A 24,339-nucleotide genomic window follows, 5' to 3' on the forward strand; every position below is an offset into this window, starting at 1 on the left:
ACTCCTTATGCCTTCAGTTTTTCATGAAGCTCAATTAATTCGGTAATCAGTTCACGTGCAAGCATGGAAGTCATTAAATGGTCCTGGGCGTGAACCAGCACCAGACTCACTTTCATCTTGCCTTCACCCGCGTCGCCTTCAATCAGTTTCGTCTGTACCAGATGCGCTTCATTCAAGGCCATCCGCGACTGATCCATCATGGCTTTTGCCGCTGCAAAATCACCCTGCTTCGCCTGCTTCAGCGCCGCATACGCCAGGCTGCGCGCTTGTCCGGAGTTGATGATAAGCCCCATCACCACTTCTTCCAGTTCCTCAGCTTCCGTTTGCGTATCAGGAATATTATCGAGATCCATCATACATCGTTCCTCTCTATTCTTACCGGCACGATTGCCCGTACCGGCATCGATTAAAATTTCAGGGCGTTAGCAATATCTTCTTCGCTCTCTTCTTTATCAATCACGTTCTGCGCTTTGTTTGCCACCACGACAAATGGCAGATATATCAGCGTTGCGATGCCAAGGTTGAAGAGTGCGACCAGCAATGCGGCGACGCTACCGTTAGTATTAAAGAAGGCTCCCAGACCAGTTGGCATGGTCCACGGTGCAATGTTTGTCACCGGTGGGATGATGCCCATGTAGTACGCCGCTAGGGTAATTGCCGCCAGAATCGGTTGCACCAGAACAAACGGAATAAACATCACCGGGTTCATGATAATCGGCAAGCCAAACAGAATCGGTTCGTTAATCTGGAAGATGCCCGACGGCAGCGCCAGCTTTGCCACCTGACGATAATCAGCACGGCGAGAAGCGATAAAGATAGCCAGGATCAGGCCTAAAGTCGCACCACTGCCACCAAGGAAAATAAAGGAATCCAGCATCGGCTTGGCCCAGATATGGAAGGTCTTACCGGCTGCCAGCGCCGCTTCGACGGAGCCATATTGTTGATAGGTGGCGATGTTTTCCAGCGCCCACGGCGTCATAATGCCGTTGTCCAGCGCGGTCAGCGCCAGTGCGCCGTGAATACCGAAGAACCACAGCAGCGGAACAAAGATCACATACGCCCAGCCGACCACGCTACCCAACGATGCCAGCGGCGTCGAGATGGTATCCATAATAATCTGATGGAAGTTAGTGCCCCAGGTATTCAGCGCCCAGGCAATAATCCCCATCACAGAAAGAATAATAAAGCCGGGAATTAATGCTGAGAAAGAACGTGAGACCGATGTCGGTACACTGTCGGGTAATTTAATCACCCAGTTGCGGTGGACAATAAAGGTAAACATTTCTGCCACCACCAGGCCGATAATAATCCCGGAGATGATATTCGCGCCACCTAACCAATTAGCGCCGACCGCGTAAGCTTCACCGACACTATAAGGCGTGACGGTCATAAATGCCGCAACGGATAACAACCCTGCCGCGAGCGCATCGACTTTACGCTCTTCTGCCAGCGCCATACCGATAAAAAACGGCGCCATTAAAGACATAATCCCTAATGTTCCGTTGTATACGTTTCCGCCAATACCTTTCAGGCCATTAAGTGTTTCAATGGTTGAAGCGTCGAGGCGAATACCTAAGGAGTAAAAAAACGACCCCTCCCCAAAGCTCAGAAAAACGTTATTGATTAATACAAACATGGCCCCCGCAAGGGTTAACGGCATTAAGCGAATAAAACCGTTTTTGATTGCATTAACGTGTGGCTGTTTTCCTATTTTGACTGCAAAAGGGAGGAGTACCTTTTCAAGCGATGCAATAACATTACTCATAGAAAAATACCCTTAAAAACCGCAATTAAAGTATTGCGGTATAGATTTATGAAATAACTCTTTGACGGAAAAATTTAAAAATTAATTTGCTGCGGCTTTTTTAATTGCTGCAACTGCAGCCTTAAGCACGCCTAAACCATCGACTTTGCCATATAACAGTGAATCAATGACTTCAACGGGTTTGTTGGGTAACAAACGCTGGATTTCGGGCAACATATAAGCAATCTGCGGCCCTAATAACACGACATCGGCATTCTGACCTTTTTCACCCGCCAGTGTTTCCGGAAATGCTTCAATAATGACCGGAACTTCATATTTTTCTGCCTGTGCGCGCATTTTTGATACCAGTAAAGAGGTAGACATGCCCGCAGAACAAAACAGATAAATGTGTTTCTTTTCCATAAAACTGCCCTCATCAACGATTATCTGTCAGCCAGACACTCCGCAAGCCTTCACCTGCTTCCATGCTCTGGGTAACTTGCGAAACCAACATGACTTTTTTTGGTGGCTGAAAAGAGTATACGGTATTGACCTGAACGATAGTATTTCTTTGACCATACAAATTGTCTCTCCTTGACCTGTTGTTATGACCTCCTTCACATTTCGGTTAAATAATTCGCGACAATAAATAAGAACACGGGGCAAAAAAAAACCGGCGCAATGGCCGGTTTCCGGTGTAACTCAAGCTTTCAGGCGAAGAAATTACTTCGCTGCTTGTGGATCGGTGTCGTATTCGGCACAGGTCTGATAGCCAGAGTTGATAACATGTCCGGTATCATCTAAGGCGACAAAATAGGTTTCTGCTTTACCATCACGTTGACCCAGGATATAGGTCTGGCAAGTACCACGAGCATGGATCATGCTCACTTCAGACGAAGGTTTACCCGCAATTTGTGCAACCTGCGCCCGGCTCATGCCTTTTTTGACGTCTTTCACCACAGGCTGTACAAACTGGTCTTTGGTACGATCATACGCCGTACAACCTGCCAGCATGGTTAATACCGCCGCTGCACCCAGAATTCCTGCCATATTCTTGTTCATATTCCGTCCTCTTGTTTATCAGCGTGTTAGATAAGCCTGGAACACATCGAGGGCTTTTTCAAGCCTGTGAACGAAACGGCTCCGCTTTCAGAGGATTCCTGTATGACGTTTTAACCGCCATTCAACCTGCTGTCACTTGTCGTTTCAGTAGCAACGGGTTAGCTTTAAGGAAGTTTTATTTTTCTGTCTGGAGGGGTTCAATGACATTGCAACAACAAATAATAAAGGCGCTGGGCGCAAAACCGCAGATTAATGCCGAAGAAGAAATTCGCCGCAGCATCGATTTTCTGAAAAGCTATCTGCAAACCTATCCGTTCATTAAATCACTCGTACTTGGTATTAGTGGTGGTCAGGACTCCACTCTTGCCGGGAAACTGTGTCAAATGGCAATTAACGAGCTTCGTCAGGAAACGGGCAACGAGGCACTGCAATTCATTGCCGTGCGCCTGCCCTACGGTGTTCAGGCTGATGAACAGGATTGTCAGGACGCCATTGCCTTTATTCAACCGGATCGCGTATTAACCGTGAATATCAAGGGCGCGGTATTGGCCAGCGAACAGGCGCTGCGCGAAGCAGGTATTGAATTAAGCGATTTCGTTCGCGGCAATGAAAAAGCGCGTGAGCGGATGAAAGCGCAATACAGCATTGCAGGCATGACCAACGGTGTCGTGGTTGGCACCGATCATGCGGCAGAAGCCATTACCGGATTCTTTACTAAATACGGTGACGGTGGTACTGACATTAACCCGCTATACCGTCTGAACAAGCGTCAGGGTAAACAGTTACTGGCGGCATTAGGTTGCCCGGAACATCTCTATAAGAAAGCACCCACCGCCGATCTGGAAGATGACCGCCCTTCTCTGCCGGATGAAGTGGCGCTTGGCGTCACTTATGACAACATTGATGACTATCTGGAAGGGAAAGCCGTGCCCGAACAGGTCGCCAGAACAATAGAAAACTGGTATCTGAAAACCGAACATAAACGCCGTCCGCCAATTACCGTTTTCGATGATTTCTGGAAAAAGTAATAATTTGCACATAATGGCTTGTACGCAAAAACATACTTTGTTCATGCCGGATGCGGCGTGAACGCCTTATTCGACCTACAAAACTTCGCAAATTCAATTCATTGCAGGCGGCGTTACTTTTGTCATCGACCCGCCTCTTTTTTAATCGTTTCCCGCCTGTTACACTGGATAGATAACCAGCACCTGGAGTCAACAGTGGTACGGCGTTTAACTTCCCTGCGGCCAGAATTTGAAGCGGCGGCAATCTACGAATATCCCGAACATTTACGTTCATTCCTTAATGACTTACCCACCCGACCAGGGGTGTATCTGTTTCATGGCGAAAGTGACACCATGCCGCTCTATATCGGCAAAAGCGTTAATATCCGCAGCCGGGTGCTTTCTCATTTACGCACTCCGGATGAAGCCGCCATGCTGCGGCAATCCCGGCGAATTAGCTGGATCTGCACCGCAGGCGAAATCGGTGCGCTACTCCTTGAAGCGCGATTAATTAAAGAACAACAGCCACTGTTTAATAAACGCTTGCGCCGTAATCGCCAGCTCTGTGCCCTGCAACTGAATGAAAAGCGTGTCGATGTGGTGTATGCCAAAGACGTGGATTTTTCTGCCGCAGCAAACTTATTCGGCCTGTTTGCCAACCGTCGTGCGGCTTTACAAGCATTACAGACCATCGCCGATGAACAAAAACTTTGTTATGGCTTGCTCGGGCTGGAACCGTTAAGTCGCGGGCGCGCTTGTTTTCGTTCGGCGCTAAAACGTTGCGCCGGGGCGTGCTGCGGTAAAGAGAGCCATGACGCTCATGCGCTACGTTTGCGTCAGTCTCTGGAGCGTTTGCGGGTTGTTTGTTGGCCATGGCGAGGTGCGGTGGCGCTGAAAGAACAGCATCCGGAAATGACGCAATATCATATTATTCATAACTGGCTGTGGCTGGGTGCCGTTAATTCGCCGGAAGAGGCAGCAACGTTAATTCGCACACCCGCTGGGTTTGATCACGACGGTTATAAAATCCTCTGTAAACCTCTGCTTTCCGGTAACTATGAAATTACTGAACTTGATCCGGTGAATAGCCTGCCAGCCAGTTAATTTCACTGAACAGCAGTTTGCCTTGCGGTTGCAAAAGCCGCAGGGTGTGCCTGCCATCGAACCAGCACGCGCCCTGGTCGGTAGTCAACAGCTTGTCGCCCAGTTGCCACGCGCCACTAATTACAAACACCACCCCACCGCGTGAGCCAAAAGTGGTGAACGTGCGATCGGCAATTCTGACTTTCGCCTTACAGGCATCAAGGCGCGTCATAATGTTGAAATCCATCGACATCTGACCTTCAGTCAGTTTCGCTTTTACCACCTGATCCGCAGCGAAAGCAAAAGGCTGTAGCGGTTTTAAGGTATGGCTAAAACGGTTAGTACTTTCAAGGAGCATCTCACCGCCTTCCAGCAGCGTCACGCTCCTTTCCATTCCCGGAAACAAAGAAAACTCACCATTTGCCGCAATGGAAGCAATGCTGGCACGCCAGTAAAAATCACGTTTTGCCGGAGGAAAGCTACAGATTTCACGAGTTTCACCGGCAGCGTTTCGCCACAGGTTCACCGACATTTTACGCATATCAAAGTATTCCATACTCGCTCCCGGCATGCTCTTTTCATTGTTATCGTTCAGGCAACCGTGGATTGTTATCGGCAACTCGGGTGATTTACCTTAGTGGTGATTAGACTTTTTTTGCAAAAGTTGAAGAACAGAAAAGAAAACCGCCGATCCTGTCCACCGCATTGCTGCAAGGTAGTGGACAAGACCGGCGGTCTTAAGTTGTCAGGCTGAAAGATTATTCAGCAGTTGCAGGCATTTTACCTTTTGCCGCAGGGCGTTCTGTCAGACGCTTCTCAAAATTAGCATTAAATTGCTTTTTCTGCTCCGGCGTCAGGATGTTGTAAATCTTGTTCTGGGTTTCCAGGTGCGCCAGCATGTTAGCTTTGCGCTGTTCTTCCATTTTTGCGATCTGCGCTTCAGCTTTCGCTTTGTCGAAGGTATCGCTGGCAATAATGTCATGCATTGCGCGGCGTTCTTCCAGCGGCGGGCGTTTCATCTGGTCACGCTGACCTTTCATGATTTCGCGAATCTGCTGTTTCTGCGCGTCGGTCAGGTTCAGATCTTTAAACATCATGTCGTGATGCGGACCGAATTTACCTTTATGGTGCATCATCGGCTTCGCGTCAGCCGGTGCTGCAGTAGTGGTATCGGCGGCATGGGCCAGGTTAGCCGCGCCAAAAGCCAGGGTAGAGGCAACAAACAGTGCAGTTAATTTACGCATATTCTATATCCTTCCTTTCAGTTATTTATTACGGCTTTCTTAAGTAGCGTGCCGTGTTGACGAGATTAACTTTACTGACTTTAGCGTCAATTAATCAGAGCAACGGTAAAACAATGAAAGTGTAAAAAACACTTTTGCGCCAATTATGGAGAAAAAAAGAAAATTTGATGGAGAGTGATGATGAAATATTACAACACACTGATTTTGCAGAAATTATGAAGAACTATACCTGATGACTGGTGATAAATAAAGCAAATAACCAGGATTAATCCGCATTATTTCATTAAAAAGCCAGTAAATACCCGCAGAATGATTTCTGCGGGCAAGTATTAGGTTATTTTTTCCAGCATTAATCCCGCACGTAATCCCGTCGCCACCAATGGATTAGGGAATAACACATACTCAACATCATGAGTCACAGTAAAGTGTTCCTCACCATCCTGCGCCAACAACGTTCCTTTCTTAAACGGAGTGAAGTTCAGCGTCTCGCTTGCCATATGCAGTTCGAAGGATGATGAGTGGCGGGGAATTTTCGAAACGACCCGATAGCGTAGCGGCGACTTTCTCTCAGTACCGACACTCACGCCAGATAACAGCGCAGCAATCGCGCTGGCGGTGGGTGAAAACTGGCGAAGATCGTTTTTGCCAAATGGCAATGCTTTACCAAGTTCCAGCGTACACGCCAGTGCACCGAAATGTTCGGCACTAAAATGGGTAAACGTGCCCCCCGGCGCCTGGTGAAACACCAATGCCTCCAGCCCTGCCGCACCCAGCCATGTCAGAAAGTTTTCGTCCCAGGGAATATTACGTTGCGGTAAAACACCAAACCGTGGGTGATACGAACCACGAATCGCGGTATGCAGATCAAGATGCCAGCGGACAGACTCTTTACCCTGTTCATAAAAATCTTCCAGACACTGTTCCAGCTCGCGCGCACGGCACGTTTCGCCGCTTTCGGCAAATCGCTGCCAGCGTCCGCCAAACATGCGATTCATATCACTATGGCAATAACGTGTTCCTTGCTTCAGCGCCGGGGGATTTCCAAGGATCGCCAGTAACCGCCAGCGTAGAGGGATCTCGCCGTGGAGAATCGCGCCAAGCAAAGCATCAAGCATTTCTACCGGCGCGGTTTCATTACCGTGTATTCCCGCAGAAATCACCAGCGCACCTTGCGGTGGCGTTAACGGCGTCAGTTCCAGCACACCATCACCCAGCCAGCGCCAGCGAATACCGTTGCTTTCCCTCTCACTCATGGCTGGTTTTTTGCCCGTTAAGGTCAGGGCAAGAAAATTATCCATTGCTCCCTCCCTCACGCTGAAACGGATAAACCGAACCGAGATTCAGTAAACGGGTCAGCGAATCCAGGGCTTCCCTTCCTTCACGCAGCAATTGCGGGTCGGAAAGATCGGCGGCAGTAAGACGATCGCGATAGTAGCGATCCACCCAGTCATTGAGCGTATTAAACAAGGTATCGTTCATCATCACAGCCGGGTTTACCGTCTGATATTCTTCTGCCGTCAGCACCACACGTAACCGTAGGCACGCCGGGCCTCCGCCGTTTGCCATGCTTTCGCGTAAATCAAAAACTTTCAGCTCGCTTATCGGGTTATCGGCAGCAAGCAATTCATTGAGATAACGCCATACTCCAGCATGTTCCCGACACTCCTGTGGCAGCACCAACACCATCGAACCATCATCACGGCTCAGTAACTGGCTGTTAAACAGATAAGTCGAGACAGCATCCGCTACGGAAACCTGTGCCGCCGGAACTTCTATCGCCATAAAACCGTTCACCCGCGCGCGCAGGTTTGCCAGTAATTGCGCCTGGCGGGCGAACGCCTGCTGATGGCAAAACAGCACCTGGCGGTTGCTCACCGCAATCACATCATTATGAAAAACGCCCTGGTCGATAACGTCCGGGTTTTGCTGGGCGAAAACCACCTGCTGTGGATTCACCTGATTCAACCTGGCGACCGCCTCACTGGCTTCGCGGGTTTGCCGCGCCGGATAACGGGAAGGTCGCGTGCCATTGCCCTCTTCTCGGCCATAGACGAAAACCTGTATACCCGGATCACCATAGTTACCACCGAGCCGATTGTGGTTTGCCGCCCCCTCATCCCCCAGCATCGCCACCTGCGGCAGAGCAGAATGAACAGTGAACTTCTCTTCATCGTTAAAAATCGCTTTTAACAGCGACTCGGTGACGGGCGCTTCCAGCGAACGGTGAAATTTATTGTTCAGGTTGGCAACGGTGAGATGCACTTTGCCATCCAGCGTATCGGCAGATGGCGCGATCGTTGCCGCATTCGCTACCCACATTGGCGAAGCGGAACTGACGCTGGAAAGCCAGTGCGGAGCCTGACGGGCAACCTTTTCCAGAACGTGTTCATCGCTGCCGCTAAATCCCAGTTGACGCAAAACCGGGATAAACGGTCGCTCGTGCGGAGGGATCACCGCCTGGGGGAATCCCGCATCAGCAAGGGTTTTCATTTTCAGTAAGCCCTGTTTCGCCGCCAGTCGCGGGTTAGACACCTGAAAACGGTGACTGGTAGAGGCTTCATTACCAAACGACAGGCCAGCGTAATGATGCGTCAGCCCCACCAGCCCGTCGAAATTCACTTCCCGGGCGTTCATGGCGCTACCTCATCGGAAAAATCAAGCCCGGGATTAAGCGTAGTGGGCAGCGTTAATGAAGATGATTCAAGACTTGCCATCGGCCAGGCACAATAATCAGCGGCGTACCAGGCACTTGGTCGGTGGTTGCCGGAAGCGCCAACACCGCCGAAGGGTGCAGTACTGGCTGCACCGGTAAGCGGTTTGTTCCAGTTGACAATCCCCGCCCGCGCTTCCAGTAACAGTCTATCGAACTTTTCCCGCTCCGATGACACCAGCCCGCAAGAGAGGCCAAAGCGAGTGTTATTCGCCATCTTAATCGCCTCATCAAAGGTGTCATAACGCCAGACGCGCAATAGCGGCCCGAACACTTCTTCATCCGGCACGCCGGCAACGCCCGTCATTTCGATGATCCCTGGCGTCAGTAACGATGTTCCTGCGCGCAGTAAGCGTGGCGCAAGCAGCGTTCGGCCCCCCATCGCTTCCAGTTCCTGCCAGGCAGTAACAACCTGCTGCGCGGCCTGTTCAGAAATCAGCCCGCCAATAAATGGCTGTGGTTCGTCATCCCAGTTACCCGGCGTTAACCGCTGGCTGACGGCAACCAGGCGAGCAAGGAGCGCATCGCCCTGAGCCCCGCTTTTCAGCATTAAACGGCGGGCGCAGGTACAGCGTTGCCCCGCAGTGACAAATGCTGACTGAATAGTCAGATGCACTGCGGCGTCGATATCCGCCACGTCATCAATAATCAGCGGGTTATTGCCGCCCATTTCAAGGGCGAGGATTTTTTCCGGCTGACCAGAAAGCTGGCGATGCAACTGGTAGCCCGTGTTGGCGCTGCCGGTGAACAGCAAACCGTCGAGGTCTTCCAGCGCACTCAGCGCCTGACCCGTTTCGCGCCCACCCTGCACCAGATTCAACACCCCCGACGGCAAGCCTGCCTGCTGCCATAAGCGCATTACCACCTCGCCGCTCCACGGTGTCAGTTCGCTGGGTTTAAAGATAATTGTGTTGCCTGCCAGCAGCGCCGGAACGATATGCCCGTTCGGCAAATGCCCTGGGAAATTGTACGGTCCAAACACGGCCAGTACGCCGTGCGGGCGATGGCGCAAACTCGCCGCACCGTCTGGCATTTCGCTGCGCTGCTCGCCCGTGCGCACATGATATGCCTTGATTGATATCGCGATTTTATTGATCATCGCCGTCACTTCGGTTGCCGCTTCCCAGCGCGGCTTACCCGTTTCTCTGGCAATAATCGCCGTTAATTCGGCTTTATTGCTTTCCAGCAGTCCGGCAAAGCGTTCAACTCTTACCTGACGATCGCCAAAGGAGAGCCGCGCCCAACGCGGAAACGCGGCGCGTGCAGCACGACAAGCCAGCTCCACCTGAGCGGCATCGGCATCATTGCCTTGCCATAATACGTCGCCCGATACTGGATTACGCTTCACGCGAAGTTCGCCCTGCCCCGTCACCCAGTCGCCGTTGATCCATAAAGTCATGTTGTTTTCTCCTCTGCGCACAGGCGCACCAGACGAACGCGATCCCCGGCGTGGCACTTGAGAACGTCCAGTTGTGCGGCGGTTAAAATCAAACGCTGGGTTGCCGGATCGGCACGCACCAGTACCACGCGGAAATGGTGATAATTTTCATTGGCGACCAGACAGGCCGGGAAATCCCCCTGCGCTGGCTGCCCTTCCGCTACTTCCACCAGCCGACTTTTGCGGATGGCGCGAACGCGGTCGATGTCACACTCCAGCGTCGGTCCACCGTCGAAGATGTCGATATAGTTACGGTAGCGAAAACCTTCTTTTTCCAGCACCGCACGCGCGGGAGCTGTTTGCGGATGCACCTGGCCGATAACGTCCTGCGCTTCCTGGGATAAAAAGTCCGTATAGATCGGATGTTTTGGCATCAGTTCAGCGATAAACGCCTTTTGACCAGTACCGCAGAGAAAATCAGCGCGGCTAAAATCCATCGAAAAGAAGCGTTTACCGAGGCTTTGCCAGAACGGCGAATAGCCGTGTTCGTCAATCACGCCGCGCATTTCGGCGACCACTTTGTCGTTAAACTTGTCACGAAAAGCCGCCATAAACATAAAGCGCGATTTCGACAGCAAATAGCCATTGCCCTCTTTGCGCCACTCCGGGTCGAGAAACAGCGTGCATAACTCACTGCTTCCGGTGTGATCATTACTGAGAAACAGCGTCGGTAGCGCGTTATAGACATTCAACTCTTTCGAAGCGTGAACCAGCGTACCGACGCGATAGTTGTACCAGGGATCGTTCAGCCCGACAGCCACCTCAATGGCACAAATACCCGCCACGGTGCCTGTCTCGCTCTCTTCCAGCACGAACACATAACCTTGCTCGCTTTCGGGTAATTCGCCCTGCCAGGTTTTAATGGATCTGTCGATACGCGCCGAAAGCGTGGCTTCATTGGCAGGGAGCGACGTCAGGCCACCGCCCGTTTTACCTGCAAGCTGCATTAAGGCTGCGACATCGGTACGCTCAACGGGACGGATGACCATCATGATGAACCCCGGCTAACAAAGTGTTCGCAAGTAGCGGCAAAGCGATCCAGGCCGGTTGTCACTTCTTCTTCGCTGACGTTGAGCGCCGGTGCAAAACGCACCACGTTGCCACCCGCAATCAGCACCATCACGCCTGCTTTCGCCGCCTCCTGAGAGATCAGTTTCGCTTGTCCGGCGTAATCCGCATTCAGCACACAGCCAATCAACAGACCTAATCCGCGAATTTCACTGAACAAACCGCAGCGATGATTAATGGTATTAAGACGCTCAACAAACCAGTCGTGACGCCGTTTGACACCAGTAAGCATCTCTGGCGTGTTGATGAGATCAAGCACTTTACCCGCCACCGCCGAGGCCAGCGGATTACCACCATAAGTGGTGCCGTGAGTGCCAACGGTCATCACCCGGCCGCACTCTTCGGTTGCCAGCAGCGCACCAATCGGGAAACCGCCGCCCAGGGCTTTAGCGGTGGTCAGCAGATCGGGCGTCACCCCGTAGTGCATATAGGCATACAGTTCACCGGTGCGCCCGACGCCGGTTTGTACCTCATCGAAAATCAGCAATGCATTGTGGCGATCGCATAACTCACGCAATCCCTGCAAAAATGCCTTGCTGGCTGGCACCACGCCGCCTTCGCCCTGTACTGGCTCGACGATCACCGCGCAGGTGGAGTCGTCAATCAGCGCACTGGCAGAATTAATATCGTTATACGCGGCGTGGCGGATATCCGGCGGCAGTGGCGCGAAATCCTGTGAATAGGCTGGCTGCCCGCCCGCACTAACGGTAAACAGCGTGCGCCCGTGGAAAGCATTTTTAAACGCCACGATGCCGCTCTTATGGCTACCGTAGCGGTCGTGAGCGTATTTGCGCGCCAGCTTCAGCGCCGCTTCGTTAGCCTCCGCGCCGGAGTTACAAAAGAACACGCGATCGGCAAACGTCGCGTCAATGAGCTTTTTCGCCAGCCGTAATACCGGCTCGTTGGTGTAACCATTACCGGTATGCCAGAACTTACTCGCCTGCTCGTTCAGCGTCTCCCGCAGTTCCGGATGCGCATGACCCAGTGCGTTCACTGCAATGCCACCCGCGAAGTCGATATACTCTTTCCCCTGCTGATCCCACAAGCGCGAACCTTCGCCACGTACCGGAATAAACGGTGCCGGAGCGTAAACAGGTATCATCCATTCATCAAAATTTTCACGCGTAATTGGCTGAGACATAGCGACCCCTACAGTAAATAAATAGTTATTTATATGTTAATAATAAGTGACGATTACGCTGTAAATGTAGATTGCAGGGTTCGTGCCAGCCAGTGGTAAAAGTGCATAAACGGCGGCAGTTAACTGGAAATCAAGGCGTTACAACCCAGCGATATGCACCTGAAGTGCATATAAAGTGAATACGTTTGCGATACTGATTAATAAAAAGAATAAAAAACGAAATGTTATGCAGAAGTAAAATATAATTCTGGAATTGTGATCGTTGACGAAATTTACTGGAAATTACTGCGCCATTCTGACGCAGCCGCACCAAAAACGGGCATTTTTTGCGCCATCGTTGGCATCATTAACAACCATCGATCAAATCACTTAACAACAGGCAGTAAGCGCGGCGAATTTCTGCTAACATCCACGCACTCTTTATCTGAATAAATGGCAGCGACTATGAAATTTGTCTCTTTTAATATCAACGGTCTGCGCGCCAGACCACACCAGCTTGAAGCCATCGTCGAAAAGCACCAACCGGATGTTATTGGTCTGCAGGAGACAAAAGTTCATGATGATATGTTTCCGCTCGAACAAGTGGCAAAGCTTGGCTACAACGTCTTTTACCACGGGCAGAAAGGCCATTATGGCGTGGCGCTGCTGACCAAAGAGACGCCGATTACTGTGCGTCGCGGCTTCCCCGGCGACGGCGAAGAGGCTCAACGACGAATTATTATGGCGGAAATTCCCTCGCCGCTGGGTAATGTCACCGTAATCAACGGTTACTTCCCGCAGGGCGAAAGCCGTGACCATCCGATTAAATTCCCGGCGAAAGCGCAGTTCTATCAGAACCTGCAAAACTACCTGGAAACCGAACTCAAGCGTGACAATCCGGTGCTGATTATGGGCGATATGAATATCAGCCCCACCGACCTCGATATCGGCATTGGTGAAGAGAACCGCAAACGCTGGCTGCGTACCGGTAAATGCTCTTTCCTGCCGGAAGAACGCGAATGGATGGAGAGACTGATTAACTGGGGTCTGGTGGATACTTTCCGCCATGCGAACCCGGAAACGGCAGATCGCTTCTCATGGTTTGATTACCGCTCAAAAGGTTTTGATGATAACCGTGGTCTGCGCATTGACCTGCTGCTCGCCAGCCAGCCGTTGGCGGAATGCTGCGTAGAAACCGGCATCGACTATGAAATCCGCAGCATGGAAAAACCGTCAGATCACGCCCCGGTGTGGGCGACCTTCCGCCGCTAATTTCTCTGTTCTCCTGACTCGCTCTGGGTCAGGAGAATTAACCTTGAGAAAAATCAACAAACTGTCAGTAATGATTTGTTGCCTGCCGTCCTTTGTTATACCGTCACTGCGTTTTTAGTTGTCTGACCACTTCTCTATTATCAAGTTTGATATAGGAAACTCCACGATGAACGCTGAGCGTAAATTTCTTTTTGCCTGCCTTATTTTTGCGCTGGTCATTTACGCTATCCACACTTTCGGTTTATTCGATCTGCTCACCGATTTACCCCACTTGCAGACACTCATTCGCCAGAGCGGGTTTTTCGGTTATAGCCTCTATATTCTGTTATTCATCATCGCCACCCTCTTTCTGTTGCCGGGTAGCATACTGGTGATCGCCGGTGGAATAGTCTTTGGCCCGCTCTTAGGGACGTTTCTTTCACTAATTGCCGCCACGCTGGCCTCATCATGCTCCTTCCTGTTGGCGCGCTGGCTGGGGCGTGATTTACTGCTGAAATACGTTGGTCATAGCCACACTTTCCAGGCCATAGAAAAAGGTATTACGCGTAACGGTATCGATTTTCTTATTTTGACCCGCTTAATCCCGCTATTTCCTTACAATATTCAAAATTATGCTTATGGATTAACCGCCATCTCCTTCTGGCCTTATACCCTTATTTCGGCATTAACTACTCTGCCCGGAATAGTAATTTATACCGTAATGGCAAGCGATCTCGCCAGTGAAGGCATTACGCTGCGCTTTATTTTAAAACTCTGTCTGGCAGGACTGGCGCTGTTTATTCTCGTCCAGCTCGCCAGACTCTACGCCCGACACAAACACGTGGATCTGTCTGCTTCGCTCCGCAGCCCACTAACTCACCCCAAAAATGAAGGATAGAACGATGTTGCAACATTATTCAGCGTCATGGAAAAAAGGACTGGCTGCACTGTGTTTACTGGCAGCCGCAGGGCTTAGTGGCTGCGATCAAAAAGAGAACACCGGAGCAAAAGTGGAATACGACGGGCTTTCCGCCAGCCAGCCACTGCGTGTCGATGCCAATAACCATACGGTCACCATGTGAGTGCAAATTAATGGCCGTTTTCTGACAGACGATACCCGCCACGGCATTGTGTTTAAAGATGGCTCCAACGGACATAAATCGCTGTTTATGGGTTATGCGACCCCGAAAGCATTTTATGAAGCCCTGAAACAGGCCGGTGGCACGCCGGGCGAAAACATGACGATGGATAATAAAGAAACGACCCATGTGGCGGGCAGCAAACTGGATATTTCGGTCAACTGGCAAGGGGCGGCAAAAGCGTATTCCTTCGATGAGGTGATTGTCGATAGCAATGGCAAGAAACTGGACATGCGCTTTGGCGGTAATTTAGCAGCGGCAGAAGAGAAGAAAACTGGCTGCCTTGTGTGTCTCGATAGCTGTCCGGTCGGTATCGTCAGCAATGCGACATACACTTATGGGGCAGTGGAAAAACGCGGTGAAGTGCAATTCAAAGGTAATGCGTCGGTTCTCCCGGCAGATAACACGCTGGCAACGGTTACCTTTAAAATCGCCGAATAAAACCAGGATAAAGGATGATGAAAATGCAATCGCGTAAAATCTGGTACTACCGTGCCACCATCGTCATCCTGTTGATCGCTTCGCTGCTGGCATGGGCGCTGCTTCCTGGCGTCCATGAGTTTATCAATCGCAGCGTTGCGGCGTTTGCCGCCGTCGATCAACAGGGTATAGAACGCTTTATTCAGTCTTACGGCACACAAGCGGCTGTGGTCTCGTTCTTCTTGATGATCTTACAGGCCATTGCCGCGCCGCTGCCTGCGTTTTTGATAACCTTTGCCAATGCGTCGCTGTTTGGCGCATTCTGGGGCGGCTTGCTGTCTTGGACCAGTTCGATGGCGGGCGCGGCGCTGTGCTTTTTTATCGCCAGAGTGATGGGCCGCGAAGTGGTGGAAAAGTTAACCGGCAAAACCGTGCTTAACAGCATGGACGGCTTTTTTACTCGCTACGGCAAACACACCATCCTGGTATGTCGGTTATTGCCTTTTGTCCCTTTCGATCCTATCAGCTATGCTGCCGGATTGACTTCAATACGTTTTCGCTCGTTTTTTATCGCCACCGGGCTTGGTCAGCTACCCGCAACCATCGTCTATTCCTGGGCGGGCAGCATGTTAACGGGAGGCACATTCTGGTTTGTCACCGGGCTGTTTATTCTGTTTGCCCTGACCGTGGTGATATTTATGGCGAAAAAAATATGGCTTGAACGCCAGAAGAGGAATGCCTGATGGGGTTACCGCCGCTTAGCAAAATTCCTTTGATTTTACGTCCGCAGGCGTGGCTGCATCGTCGCCATTATGGCGAGGTGCTAAGTCCTATTCGCTGGTGGGGGCGAATTCCGTTTATCTTTTATCTGGTGTCGATGTTTGTCGGCTGGCTGGAGCGCAAACGCTCACCGCTCGATCCGGTGGTGCGATCGCTTGTCAGCGCACGCATTGCACAAATGTGTCTGTGTGAATTTTGCGTAGATATCACCAGTATGAAAGTCGCGGAGCGTACCGGCAGCACTGACAAACTGCTGGCGGTGGCTGACTGGCGGCAAAGCCCGCTGTTCAGCGATGAGGAGCGGCTGGCGCTGGAATACGCCGAAGCCGCGAGCGTTACACCGCCAACGGTCGATGATGCCCTGCGTACCCGACTGGCTGCCCATTTTGACGCTCAGGCGCTCACCGAGCTGACAGCATTGATCGGCCTGCAAAATATGTCAGCCCGTTTTAACTCTGCCATGGACATTCCCGCTCAGGGGCTGTGCCGTATTCCTGAAAAACGTTCTTAAGGAGAGATGATGCGCCATTGTGTGTGGTTGCTGGGATTGTTATCGCTGTTTTCTTTGGCAACACATGCCAGTGACTGGCAGGAAATCAAAAACGACGCCAAAGGGCAAACCGTCTGGTTTAACGCCTGGGGCGGCGATACCGCAATTAACCGCTATCTCGACTGGGTTAGCGGCGAGATGAAAACCCATTACGCTATAAACCTGAAGATTGTCCGTCTGGCGGATGCCGCAGATGCAGTAAAACGCATTCAGACCGAAGCCGCAGCCGGGCGCAAAACAGGCGGTTCGGTGGATCTGCTCTGGGTGAACGGCGAAAACTTCCGCACCTTAAAAGAGGCCAATTTATTACAAACGGGCTGGGCGGAGACTCTACCCAACTGGCATTACGTCGATACGCAACTGCCGGTACGGGAAGATTTTTCTGTACCTGTCGAAGGTGCAGAATCTCCGTGGGGTGGCGCACAACTGACGTTTATCGCCCGCCGCGATGTTACGCCACAGCCACCACAAACGCCGCAAGCATTGCTGGAGTTTGCCAAAGCCAATCCCGGCACGGTTACTTATCCGCGCCCACCAGACTTCACAGGCACGGCGTTTCTGGAACAGTTGCTGATTATGCTGACGCCCGATCCCGCCGCATTAAAAGAAGCGCCGGACGATGCGACTTTCGCCCGTGTCACTGCTCCCTTGTGGCAATATCTTGATGCGCTGCATCCGTATTTGTGGCGCGAAGGAAAGGATTTCCCGCCTTCGCCCGCGCGGATGGATGCACTGCTAAAAGCCGGTACATTGCGCCTGTCGCTAACCTTTAACCCCGCTCATGCCAAACAAAAAATAGCCAGCGACGATTTGCCAGCAAGCAGTTACAGCTTCGGCTTTAGCGAGGGGATGATTGGCAACGTGCATTTCGTCACCATTCCTGCCAACGCGAATGCCAGTGCTGCGGCGAAAGTTGTCGCCAACTTCCTGCTCTCACCCGATGCGCAACTGCGTAAAGCAGATCCTGCTGTCTGGGGCGATCCTTCGGTTCTCGATCCACAAAAACTGCCTGACACGCAGCGTGAAACATTGCAATCAAGAATGCCGCAGGAGCTGCCACCGGTACTGGCTGAACCGCACGCGGGTTGGGTAAATGCGCTGGAACAAGAATGGCTACGCCGTTACGGTACGCATTAATCTTTCTGCTGTGGGCGATGGTGGCGGTGATTTATGCACCGCTGATCCCGGCTGCTTTCACGCTGATAGCGCCAGCCTTGTCGCTGACGCACTGGCAGGCGTTATTTGCCGACCCGCAGTTACCGCAGGCATTACTGGCGACGCTGGTTTCGACGACTATCGCGGCGGTCGGGGCGCTGTTGATTGCCCTGCTGGTGATTGTGGCGCTGTGGCCTGGCGCAAAATGGCTGCGTATGTGCGCCCGTCTGCCGTGGCTGCTCGCCATTCCCCACGTGGCTTTTGCCACCAGCGCCCTTCTGCTCTTTGCTGACGGCGGCCTGCTTTACGACTATTTCCCGTATTTCACTCCACCAATGGACAAATTGAGTATTGGGCTGGGTTTCACTCTGGCGGTGAAAGAAAGCGCATTTCTGCTATGGATCTTGTCAGCCGCGCTAAGTGAAAAACGGCTGCTACAGCAGGTTATAGTGATGGATTCACTGGGCTACAGCCGCTGGCAATGCCTGAACTGGCTGCTGTTGCCCTCCGTCGCTCCTGCTCTGGCAATGGCGATGCTGGCGATTGTCGCATGGACGCTGTCGGTCGTGGATGTGGCAATTATCCTCGGGCCAGGTAATCCACCGACGCTGGCGGTAATAAGCTGGCAGTGGTTAACCCAGGGCGACACCGATCAACAAATGAAAGGCGCACTTGCCAGCCTGCTACTGATGGCGTTACTCGTCGCCTGTGTTTTGCTGGGCTATCTGTTATGGAGCGCCTGGCGGCACACCATTCCCCGTGAAGATGGCGTTCGCAAGCCGGCTGCGCCTTTACTGCCCGGCTATACGCTGGCGAGGTTTTTACCATTAACCGGTGTGCTCTGTGTGGTTCTGCTGGCGATCCTCGCGGATCAGTCGACGATCAATCACGAGGCGCTCATCAATAGCCTGACTATGGCTCTGGTCGCGACATTCATCTCTTTGATCCTGTTACTGCTGTGGCTGGAATGGGGGGTAACGCATCGCCAGTTATGGCTATGGATGCCCATTTTATTACCGGCACTGCCATTAGTGGCAGGCCAGTACACGCTGGCATTATGGTTGAATCTGGATGGTAGCTGGATTGCGGTGGTCTGGGGGCATCTGCTGTGGGTAATGCCGTGGATGCTGTTTATCCTGCAACCTGCCTGGCGGCGTATTGACTCACGGTTAATTTTAATTGCGCAGACGCTAGGCTGGTCGCGTGCCAAAATCTTCTTTTACGTGAAATGTCCTCTTATGCTACGCCCTGCGCTAATTGCATTCGCTGTCGGATTTTCAGTGAGTATTGCGCAATATATGCCGACGCAGTGGCTCGGTGCGGGACGTTTCCCGACGCTGACGACCGAAGCGGTGGCGTTAAGCAGCGGCGGCAGCAACGGTATTCTCGCCGCCCAGGCTTTATGGCAACTGCTGTTGCCGCTTATTATTTTTGCCCTGACCGCCCTGCTTGCAAAATGGTTAGGTTATGTCAGACAAGGACTCCGCTAATGCTCTGCGTGAAAGATGTTTCGCTACGTTTGCCAGAAACCTGCTTGCTAAAGGACGTCAACTTTACGGTCGCTAAAGGTGACATTGTCACGTTAATGGGACCGTCTGGCTGTGGGAAATCTACGCTGTTTTCCTGGATGATTGGCGCGCTGTCCGGGCAGTTTTCTTGTACAGGTGAGCTTTGGCTCAATGAGCAACGCCTCGATAGCCTGCCGACTGCACAGCGCCAGATTGGTATCCTTTTCCAGGATGCGCTGCTATTTGACCAGTTCAGCGTCGGGCAAAATTTGCTGCTGGCGCTACCGGCGACACTAAAAGGTGTTGCAAGGCGCAATGCCGTGAATGATGCGCTTGAGCGTGCGGGACTTGGTGATACTTTCCATCAGGACCCGGCAACTCTGTCTGGTGGTCAGCGGGCGCGCGTGGCCCTGCTACGCGCCCTTCTCGCCCAACCCAAAGCATTATTACTCGATGAACCGTTCAGCCGTCTTGATGTGGCTCTGCGTGATAATTTTCGCCAGTGGGTGTTCAGCGAAGTTCGCGCCCTGGCGATCCCCGTCGTTCAGGTAACTCACGATCTCCAGGATGTTCCTCCTGATAGTTCTGTTCTGGATATGGCGCAGTGGTCAGAAAATTACAACAAACTGCGATAACGCAAAGTTTTTCTCAATGCGTCAGTTCAGAATGGCGCACTCAAAACTACAATGTCGGGATTTTCGATGAAACGTGTTTCTCAAATGACCGCGCTGGCAATGGCTTTAGGGCTGGCTTGCGCTTCTTCGTGGGCCGCTGAACTGGCGAAGCCTCTTACTCTTGACCAGCTTCAACAACAAAATGGCAAAGCGATAGATACTCGCCCCAGCGCGTTTTATAACGGCTGGCCACAAACTTTAAATGGCCCTTCCGGTCATGAACCTGCCGCCTTAAACCTTTCTGCTAGCTGGCTCGACAAAATGAGCGCCGAACAGCTCAACGAGTGGATCAAGCAGCATAACCTGAAAACCGATACGCCAGTGGCGTTATACGGTAATACTAAAGACGTCGAAGCCGTCAAAACGCGACTGCAAAAAGCAGGCTTTACGCATATCTCCATCCTGAGTGACGCGCTAAGCGAACCTTCCCGCCTGCAAAAATTGCCGCACTTTGAGCAACTGGTTTACCCGCAATGGCTGCATGACCTGCAACAAGGTAAAGAGGTTACGGCAAAACCTACCGGTGACTGGAAAGTCATTGAAGCAGCCTGGGGCGCACCAAAGTTTTACCTTATCAGCCATATTCCCGGCGCTGACTACATCGATACCAACGAAGTTGAAAGCGAACCGCTGTGGAACAAAGTCTCCGATGAGCAACTGAAAGCGATGCTGGCAAAACACGGCATTCGCCATGACACCACGGTCATTCTGTACGGGCGAGACGTTTACGCAGCAGCACGTGTGGCGCAGATTATGCTGTACGCAGGCGTGAAAGATGTACGCCTTCTGGACGGCGGCTGGCAAACCTGGTCCGATGCGGGGCTGCCCGTTGAGCGCGGTACGCCACCGAAAGTGAAGCCGGAACCTGACTTCGGCGTGAAGATCCCGGCGCAACCGCAACTGATGCTCGATATGGAGCAGGCACGTGGACTGCTGCATCGTCAGGATGCTTCACTGGTAAGCGTTCGTTCATGGGCTGAATTTATTGGCACCACCAGCGGCTATGACTACATCAAGCCAAAAGGAGATATCCCAGGTGCTCGTTGGGGTCATGCAGGCAGCGACTCAACGCATATGGAAGATTTCCATAATCCGGACGGCACCATGCGTACTGCGGATGACGTCGCGGCAATGTGGAAAGAATGGAATATCCGGCCAGATCAACAAGTCTCGTTCTATTGCGGCACCGGCTGGCGCGCCTCAGAAACCTTTATGTATGCGCGCGCGATGGGCTGGAAGAATGTCTCCGTTTACGATGGCGGCTGGTATGAATGGAGCAGCGATCCGAAAAATCCGGTAGCAACCGGTGAACGCGCCCCGGACAGTAGCAAATAACACGGCAATTACTGACGCTGAAGCGACTTCAGCGTCAGATACCCACTCCACACTCGCGTAAATGTTGTCATCCAGCACAGCGCGCCAAATACCCACGCCAACCACGGGAAATACGCCGGAAAGAGACAACTTAAAACAAACAGCAAAATCGTCTCGCTGCCTTCAGTCAACCCGCCCAGATAGTAAAACGATTTGTGCGCATAACCGGGGTTATCAATCTGATGTTTCGCCGCCAGCGCAGCAAATGCGAGAAAACTGCTGCCCGTGCCAATAAACGCAAACAGCAGCCAACCGCCCGCCAGCGCATTTTGTTCCGGTGCGGCGAGAATAAACCCGAACGGCACCAGCGCGTAAAAGAGAAAATCGAGAGAAATATCAAGAAAACCGCCTGCGTCAGTTAACCCTCTGCGCCTCGCCAGCGCGCCGTCCAGTCCATCAAGCAACCTGTTGAGCAAAATGGCAATCAGCGCCGCCAGATACCATCCCAGTGCCAGAAACGGCAAGGCCAGCACGCCGATGGCAAACCCCACTAACGTTAAACCATCTGGCGTTATACCGGGTCTATCAAGAACCCGCACACACTGATGCAACAACGGTTTAATTCGCGGATGAAGATGGCGGTCTAACACAGGTACTCCTTACATATAAAGCCCTTCTGATCGGGCAACACTGCGGATATTATGACATTTTTCCTGTATTCGACCGTGGGTAATTTATGAAAATGATTGAAGTTGTTGCCGCCATTATCGAAAGGGATGGCAAAATTTTACTCGCACAACGCCCCGCCCATAGCGATCAGGCGGGGTTATGGGAGTTTGCCGGTGGCAAAGTCGAGGCGGATGAAAGTCAGCCACAGGCGCTGGTACGGGAATTGCGCGAAGAACTGGGCATTGACGCAACGGTTGGTGAATATGTTGCCAGCCATCAGCGGGAAGTGTCTGGCCGGATTATCCATCTTCATGCCTGGCACGTACCGGACTTCCACGGGACGTTACAGGCACACGAACATCAGGCGCTGGTCTGGTGTCTGCCAGAGGAAGCATTGCAATATCCGCTGGCTCCTGCTGATATTCCACTACTACATGCGTTTATGGCTTTACGCGCCGCCAGACCAGCGGATTGGTGCTAATGGTTTTGTCATCCCGCTGGCATTGCAGCAGTATCCCCTCCGCTTTAATCACTGCGCCCTCCGAATAATTTTTATCCTGATAAACGCAGCACTGGTTACAGGGCTGCGCCGATTTCCCGCCAGAACTAAACACCTCCGACGGCACATTCACTTCCACATCCGGACGGTATTGCGGGTTAGCCAGCGCAAATAATGGAAATACCAACGCTACGGCGAGTAATGTTCGACTCACAGGAAACTCCTTATTTTTCGTTGCCTCTGGTACTGATAACGGTTACCAGGCGGAAAAACTTTAGCATCTGGTAGCCGGATGCGGCGTGAACGCCTTATCCGCCTACGCTCCACTCTTGAAAATGCGCCCGTTTTTTCAGGTCTGATAAAACGCACCTGACATTAGGTGACTTTTATAACTACCACACATTATTAATTTGCTTTCCGGTGTCATTTTTTTCTTGCTTACCGTCACATTCTTGATGGTATAGTCAAAAACTGCAAAAGCACATGACATAAACAACATAAGCACAATCGTATTAATATATAAGGGTTTTATATCTATGGATCAGACATATTCTCTGGAGTCATTCCTCAACCATGTCCAAAAGCGCGACCCGAATCAAACCGAGTTCGCGCAAGCCGTTCGTGAAGTAATGACCACTCTCTGGCCTTTTCTTGAACAAAATCCAAAATATCGCCAGATGTCGTTACTGGAGCGCCTGGTTGAACCGGAGCGCGTGATCCAGTTTCGCGTGGTGTGGGTTGATGATCGCAATCAGGTACAAGTTAACCGTGCCTGGCGTGTCCAGTTCAGCTCCGCCATTGGCCCGTATAAAGGCGGTATGCGTTTCCATCCGTCCGTAAATCTCTCCATTCTTAAATTCCTCGGCTTCGAACAAACCTTTAAAAATGCCCTGACTACCCTGCCGATGGGCGGTGGTAAAGGCGGCAGTGATTTTGATCCAAAAGGGAAAAGTGAAGGCGAAGTGATGCGTTTTTGCCAGGCGCTGATGACCGAACTGTACCGTCATCTGGGTGCAGATACCGACGTTCCGGCGGGCGATATCGGCGTTGGTGGTCGTGAAGTCGGCTTTATGGCGGGGATGATGAAAAAGCTCTCCAACAATACCGCCTGCGTCTTCACCGGCAAGGGGCTATCTTTTGGCGGCAGTCTGATTCGCCCGGAAGCGACCGGTTACGGTCTGGTTTATTTCACTGAAGCGATGCTGAAACGCCACGGTATGGGTTTTGAAGGAATGCGCGTTTCCGTTTCTGGCTCCGGCAACGTCGCCCAGTACGCTATCGAAAAAGCGATGGAATTTGGCGCTCGCGTGGTTACCGCATCAGATTCCAGCGGCACCGTGGTTGATGAAAGCGGATTCACGAAAGAGAAACTGGCGCGTCTTATCGAAATCAAAGCCAGCCGCGATGGTCGCGTGGCAGATTACGCCAAAGAATTTGGCCTGGTCTATCTCGAAGGCCAACAGCCGTGGTCTGTGCCGGTGGATATCGCCCTGCCATGCGCGACCCAGAACGAACTGGATGTAGATGCCGCGCACCAGCTTATCGCTAATGGTGTTAAAGCGGTGGCGGAAGGGGCAAATATGCCAACTACCATCGAAGCGACTGAACTGTTCCAGCAGGCAGGCGTACTGTTTGCACCGGGCAAAGCGGCTAATGCTGGCGGCGTCGCGACATCGGGGCTGGAAATGGCGCAAAACGCTGCACGTCTGGGCTGGAAAGCCGAGAAAGTTGATGCGCGTTTGCACCATATTATGCTGGATATCCACCATGCCTGTGTTGAACATGGTGGTGAAGGTGAGCAAACCAACTACGTGCAGGGCGCGAATATTGCAGGCTTTGTGAAGGTTGCCGATGCGATGCTGGCGCAGGGCGTAATTTAAGTCATCAGGCGTTTGCGCCGGATG

25 protein-coding genes and 1 pseudogene are annotated in these 24,339 nt (G+C 52.0%); 13 read left to right on the forward strand and 13 right to left on the reverse strand.

Translation table 11 applies throughout. The features are described 5' to 3' along the window. Positions 1–5: 5 nt before the first annotated feature. The 4 genes from chbA to osmE all read right to left on the reverse strand — a co-directional run bounded on the left by chbA (position 6) and on the right by osmE (position 2,806). A complete protein-coding gene (gene chbA / locus LG381_RS16470) occupies positions 6–356 on the reverse strand; it encodes a PTS N,N'-diacetylchitobiose transporter subunit IIA (RefSeq protein WP_000968919.1) in 351 nt (116 codons plus the stop codon). Positions 357–406: 50 nt separating this feature from the next. Continuing rightward, positions 407–1,765, reverse strand: a complete 1,359-nt coding sequence (gene chbC, locus LG381_RS16475) for a PTS N,N'-diacetylchitobiose transporter subunit IIC (protein ID WP_000073031.1) — start codon at positions 1,763–1,765, stop codon at positions 407–409. An 81-nt stretch (positions 1,766–1,846) separates the two neighbouring features. Then, the gene (gene chbB / locus LG381_RS16480) at positions 1,847–2,167 is read right to left on the reverse strand and encodes a PTS N,N'-diacetylchitobiose transporter subunit IIB (protein ID WP_000412169.1); all 321 of its coding nucleotides are present in this window, start codon (positions 2,165–2,167) and stop codon (positions 1,847–1,849) included. Positions 2,168–2,467: 300 nt separating this feature from the next. Continuing rightward, entirely contained in the window at positions 2,468–2,806 is a 339-nt protein-coding gene (osmE, locus tag LG381_RS16485) for an osmotically-inducible lipoprotein OsmE (protein WP_001039038.1), read from the reverse strand. 200 nt (positions 2,807–3,006) lie between these two features. Between osmE and nadE the strand changes: the two genes are divergently transcribed. Both nadE and cho read left to right on the forward strand, forming a co-directional pair. Beyond that, positions 3,007–3,834: an ammonia-dependent NAD(+) synthetase gene (nadE, locus tag LG381_RS16490; RefSeq protein WP_000175015.1), complete on the forward strand. Its 828-nt coding sequence runs from the start codon at positions 3,007–3,009 to the stop codon at positions 3,832–3,834. A 195-nt stretch (positions 3,835–4,029) separates the two neighbouring features. Then, positions 4,030–4,917: an excinuclease Cho gene (gene cho, locus LG381_RS16495; protein WP_085460658.1), complete on the forward strand. Its 888-nt coding sequence runs from the start codon at positions 4,030–4,032 to the stop codon at positions 4,915–4,917. On the opposite strand, the gene ves is transcribed toward cho, so the two are convergent. The 7 genes from ves to astC form a co-directional block, all read right to left on the reverse strand. Beyond that, positions 4,877–5,452, reverse strand: coding sequence for an environmental stress-induced protein Ves (gene ves, locus LG381_RS16500; protein ID WP_225762658.1), 576 nt, complete (start codon positions 5,450–5,452; stop codon positions 4,877–4,879). The two genes, cho and ves, sit on opposite strands and share 41 nt — an antisense overlap. Before the next feature lie 202 nt (positions 5,453–5,654). After that, a complete protein-coding gene (gene spy, locus LG381_RS16505; protein WP_001228965.1) occupies positions 5,655–6,140 on the reverse strand; it encodes an ATP-independent periplasmic protein-refolding chaperone Spy in 486 nt (161 codons plus the stop codon). Positions 6,141–6,469: 329 nt separating this feature from the next. Then, the gene (gene astE / locus LG381_RS16510; RefSeq protein ID WP_225762659.1) at positions 6,470–7,438 is read right to left on the reverse strand and encodes a succinylglutamate desuccinylase; all 969 of its coding nucleotides are present in this window, start codon (positions 7,436–7,438) and stop codon (positions 6,470–6,472) included. Then, a complete protein-coding gene (astB, locus tag LG381_RS16515) occupies positions 7,431–8,774 on the reverse strand; it encodes an N-succinylarginine dihydrolase (RefSeq protein ID WP_225762660.1) in 1,344 nt (447 codons plus the stop codon). The genes astE and astB overlap by 8 nt, the downstream gene beginning before the upstream one ends. Beyond that, a complete protein-coding gene (astD, locus tag LG381_RS16520) occupies positions 8,771–10,249 on the reverse strand; it encodes a succinylglutamate-semialdehyde dehydrogenase (RefSeq protein ID WP_225762661.1) in 1,479 nt (492 codons plus the stop codon). Before astD ends, astB begins: the two co-directional genes overlap by 4 nt. After that, the gene (astA, locus tag LG381_RS16525; RefSeq protein ID WP_222680522.1) at positions 10,246–11,280 is read right to left on the reverse strand and encodes an arginine N-succinyltransferase; all 1,035 of its coding nucleotides are present in this window, start codon (positions 11,278–11,280) and stop codon (positions 10,246–10,248) included. Before astA ends, astD begins: the two co-directional genes overlap by 4 nt. Beyond that, entirely contained in the window at positions 11,277–12,497 is a 1,221-nt protein-coding gene (astC, locus tag LG381_RS16530) for a succinylornithine/acetylornithine transaminase (RefSeq protein WP_000082024.1), read from the reverse strand. The genes astA and astC overlap by 4 nt, the downstream gene beginning before the upstream one ends. Positions 12,498–12,941: 444 nt before the next feature. Between astC and xthA the strand changes: the two genes are divergently transcribed. The 9 genes and pseudogenes from xthA (at position 12,942) to ynjE (ending at position 21,288) form a co-directional block, all read left to right on the forward strand. Beyond that, positions 12,942–13,748, forward strand: coding sequence for an exodeoxyribonuclease III (xthA, locus tag LG381_RS16535; protein WP_000673949.1), 807 nt, complete (start codon positions 12,942–12,944; stop codon positions 13,746–13,748). A gap of 166 nt (positions 13,749–13,914) precedes the next feature. Continuing rightward, positions 13,915–14,625 (forward strand): TVP38/TMEM64 family protein, encoded by a 711-nt coding sequence (locus LG381_RS16540; RefSeq protein WP_225762662.1) that lies wholly within the window; start codon positions 13,915–13,917, stop codon positions 14,623–14,625. Between the two features lie 4 nt (positions 14,626–14,629). After that, positions 14,630–15,307 (forward strand): annotated as a pseudogene (ydjY, locus tag LG381_RS16545) (lipoprotein YdjY). A gap of 14 nt (positions 15,308–15,321) precedes the next feature. Then, on the forward strand, positions 15,322–16,029 hold the full coding sequence (locus LG381_RS16550) for a TVP38/TMEM64 family protein (protein ID WP_225762663.1): 708 nt from the start codon (positions 15,322–15,324) through the stop codon (positions 16,027–16,029). Beyond that, positions 16,029–16,577: a carboxymuconolactone decarboxylase family protein gene (locus LG381_RS16555; RefSeq protein WP_000524101.1), complete on the forward strand. Its 549-nt coding sequence runs from the start codon at positions 16,029–16,031 to the stop codon at positions 16,575–16,577. Before LG381_RS16550 ends, LG381_RS16555 begins: the two co-directional genes overlap by 1 nt. 9 nt (positions 16,578–16,586) lie before the next feature. After that, on the forward strand, positions 16,587–17,753 hold the full coding sequence (locus LG381_RS16560; protein ID WP_225762992.1) for an ABC transporter substrate-binding protein: 1,167 nt from the start codon (positions 16,587–16,589) through the stop codon (positions 17,751–17,753). Beyond that, a complete protein-coding gene (locus tag LG381_RS16565; protein WP_225762664.1) occupies positions 17,726–19,261 on the forward strand; it encodes a thiamine ABC transporter permease in 1,536 nt (511 codons plus the stop codon). Before LG381_RS16560 ends, LG381_RS16565 begins: the two co-directional genes overlap by 28 nt. Next, entirely contained in the window at positions 19,261–19,914 is a 654-nt protein-coding gene (locus LG381_RS16570) for an ATP-binding cassette domain-containing protein (RefSeq protein WP_222680516.1), read from the forward strand. Before LG381_RS16565 ends, LG381_RS16570 begins: the two co-directional genes overlap by 1 nt. A gap of 66 nt (positions 19,915–19,980) precedes the next feature. Further along, positions 19,981–21,288, forward strand: coding sequence for a thiosulfate sulfurtransferase YnjE (gene ynjE, locus LG381_RS16575; RefSeq protein ID WP_225762665.1), 1,308 nt, complete (start codon positions 19,981–19,983; stop codon positions 21,286–21,288). 8 nt (positions 21,289–21,296) lie between these two features. On the opposite strand, the gene LG381_RS16580 is transcribed toward ynjE, so the two are convergent. Further along, positions 21,297–21,917, reverse strand: a complete 621-nt coding sequence (locus LG381_RS16580; RefSeq protein WP_000886996.1) for a CDP-alcohol phosphatidyltransferase family protein — start codon at positions 21,915–21,917, stop codon at positions 21,297–21,299. Positions 21,918–22,003: 86 nt separating this feature from the next. Here LG381_RS16580 and nudG point away from each other — a divergent pair, with 86 nt between their 5' ends. Then, the gene (gene nudG / locus LG381_RS16585) at positions 22,004–22,417 is read left to right on the forward strand and encodes a CTP pyrophosphohydrolase (protein WP_000781860.1); all 414 of its coding nucleotides are present in this window, start codon (positions 22,004–22,006) and stop codon (positions 22,415–22,417) included. On the opposite strand, the gene LG381_RS16590 is transcribed toward nudG, so the two are convergent. Continuing rightward, entirely contained in the window at positions 22,377–22,649 is a 273-nt protein-coding gene (locus tag LG381_RS16590) for a YnjH family protein (RefSeq protein WP_222680514.1), read from the reverse strand. The two genes, nudG and LG381_RS16590, sit on opposite strands and share 41 nt — an antisense overlap. Positions 22,650–22,971: 322 nt before the next feature. Between LG381_RS16590 and gdhA the strand changes: the two genes are divergently transcribed. Continuing rightward, positions 22,972–24,315 (forward strand): NADP-specific glutamate dehydrogenase, encoded by a 1,344-nt coding sequence (gdhA, locus tag LG381_RS16595; RefSeq protein ID WP_000373051.1) that lies wholly within the window; start codon positions 22,972–22,974, stop codon positions 24,313–24,315. Positions 24,316–24,339 lie beyond the last annotated feature (24 nt).

The organism is Escherichia sp. Marseille-Q3837 (assembly GCF_916618735.1).
GTDB classification, from domain to species: Bacteria; Pseudomonadota; Gammaproteobacteria; order Enterobacterales; family Enterobacteriaceae; genus Escherichia; species Escherichia ruysiae.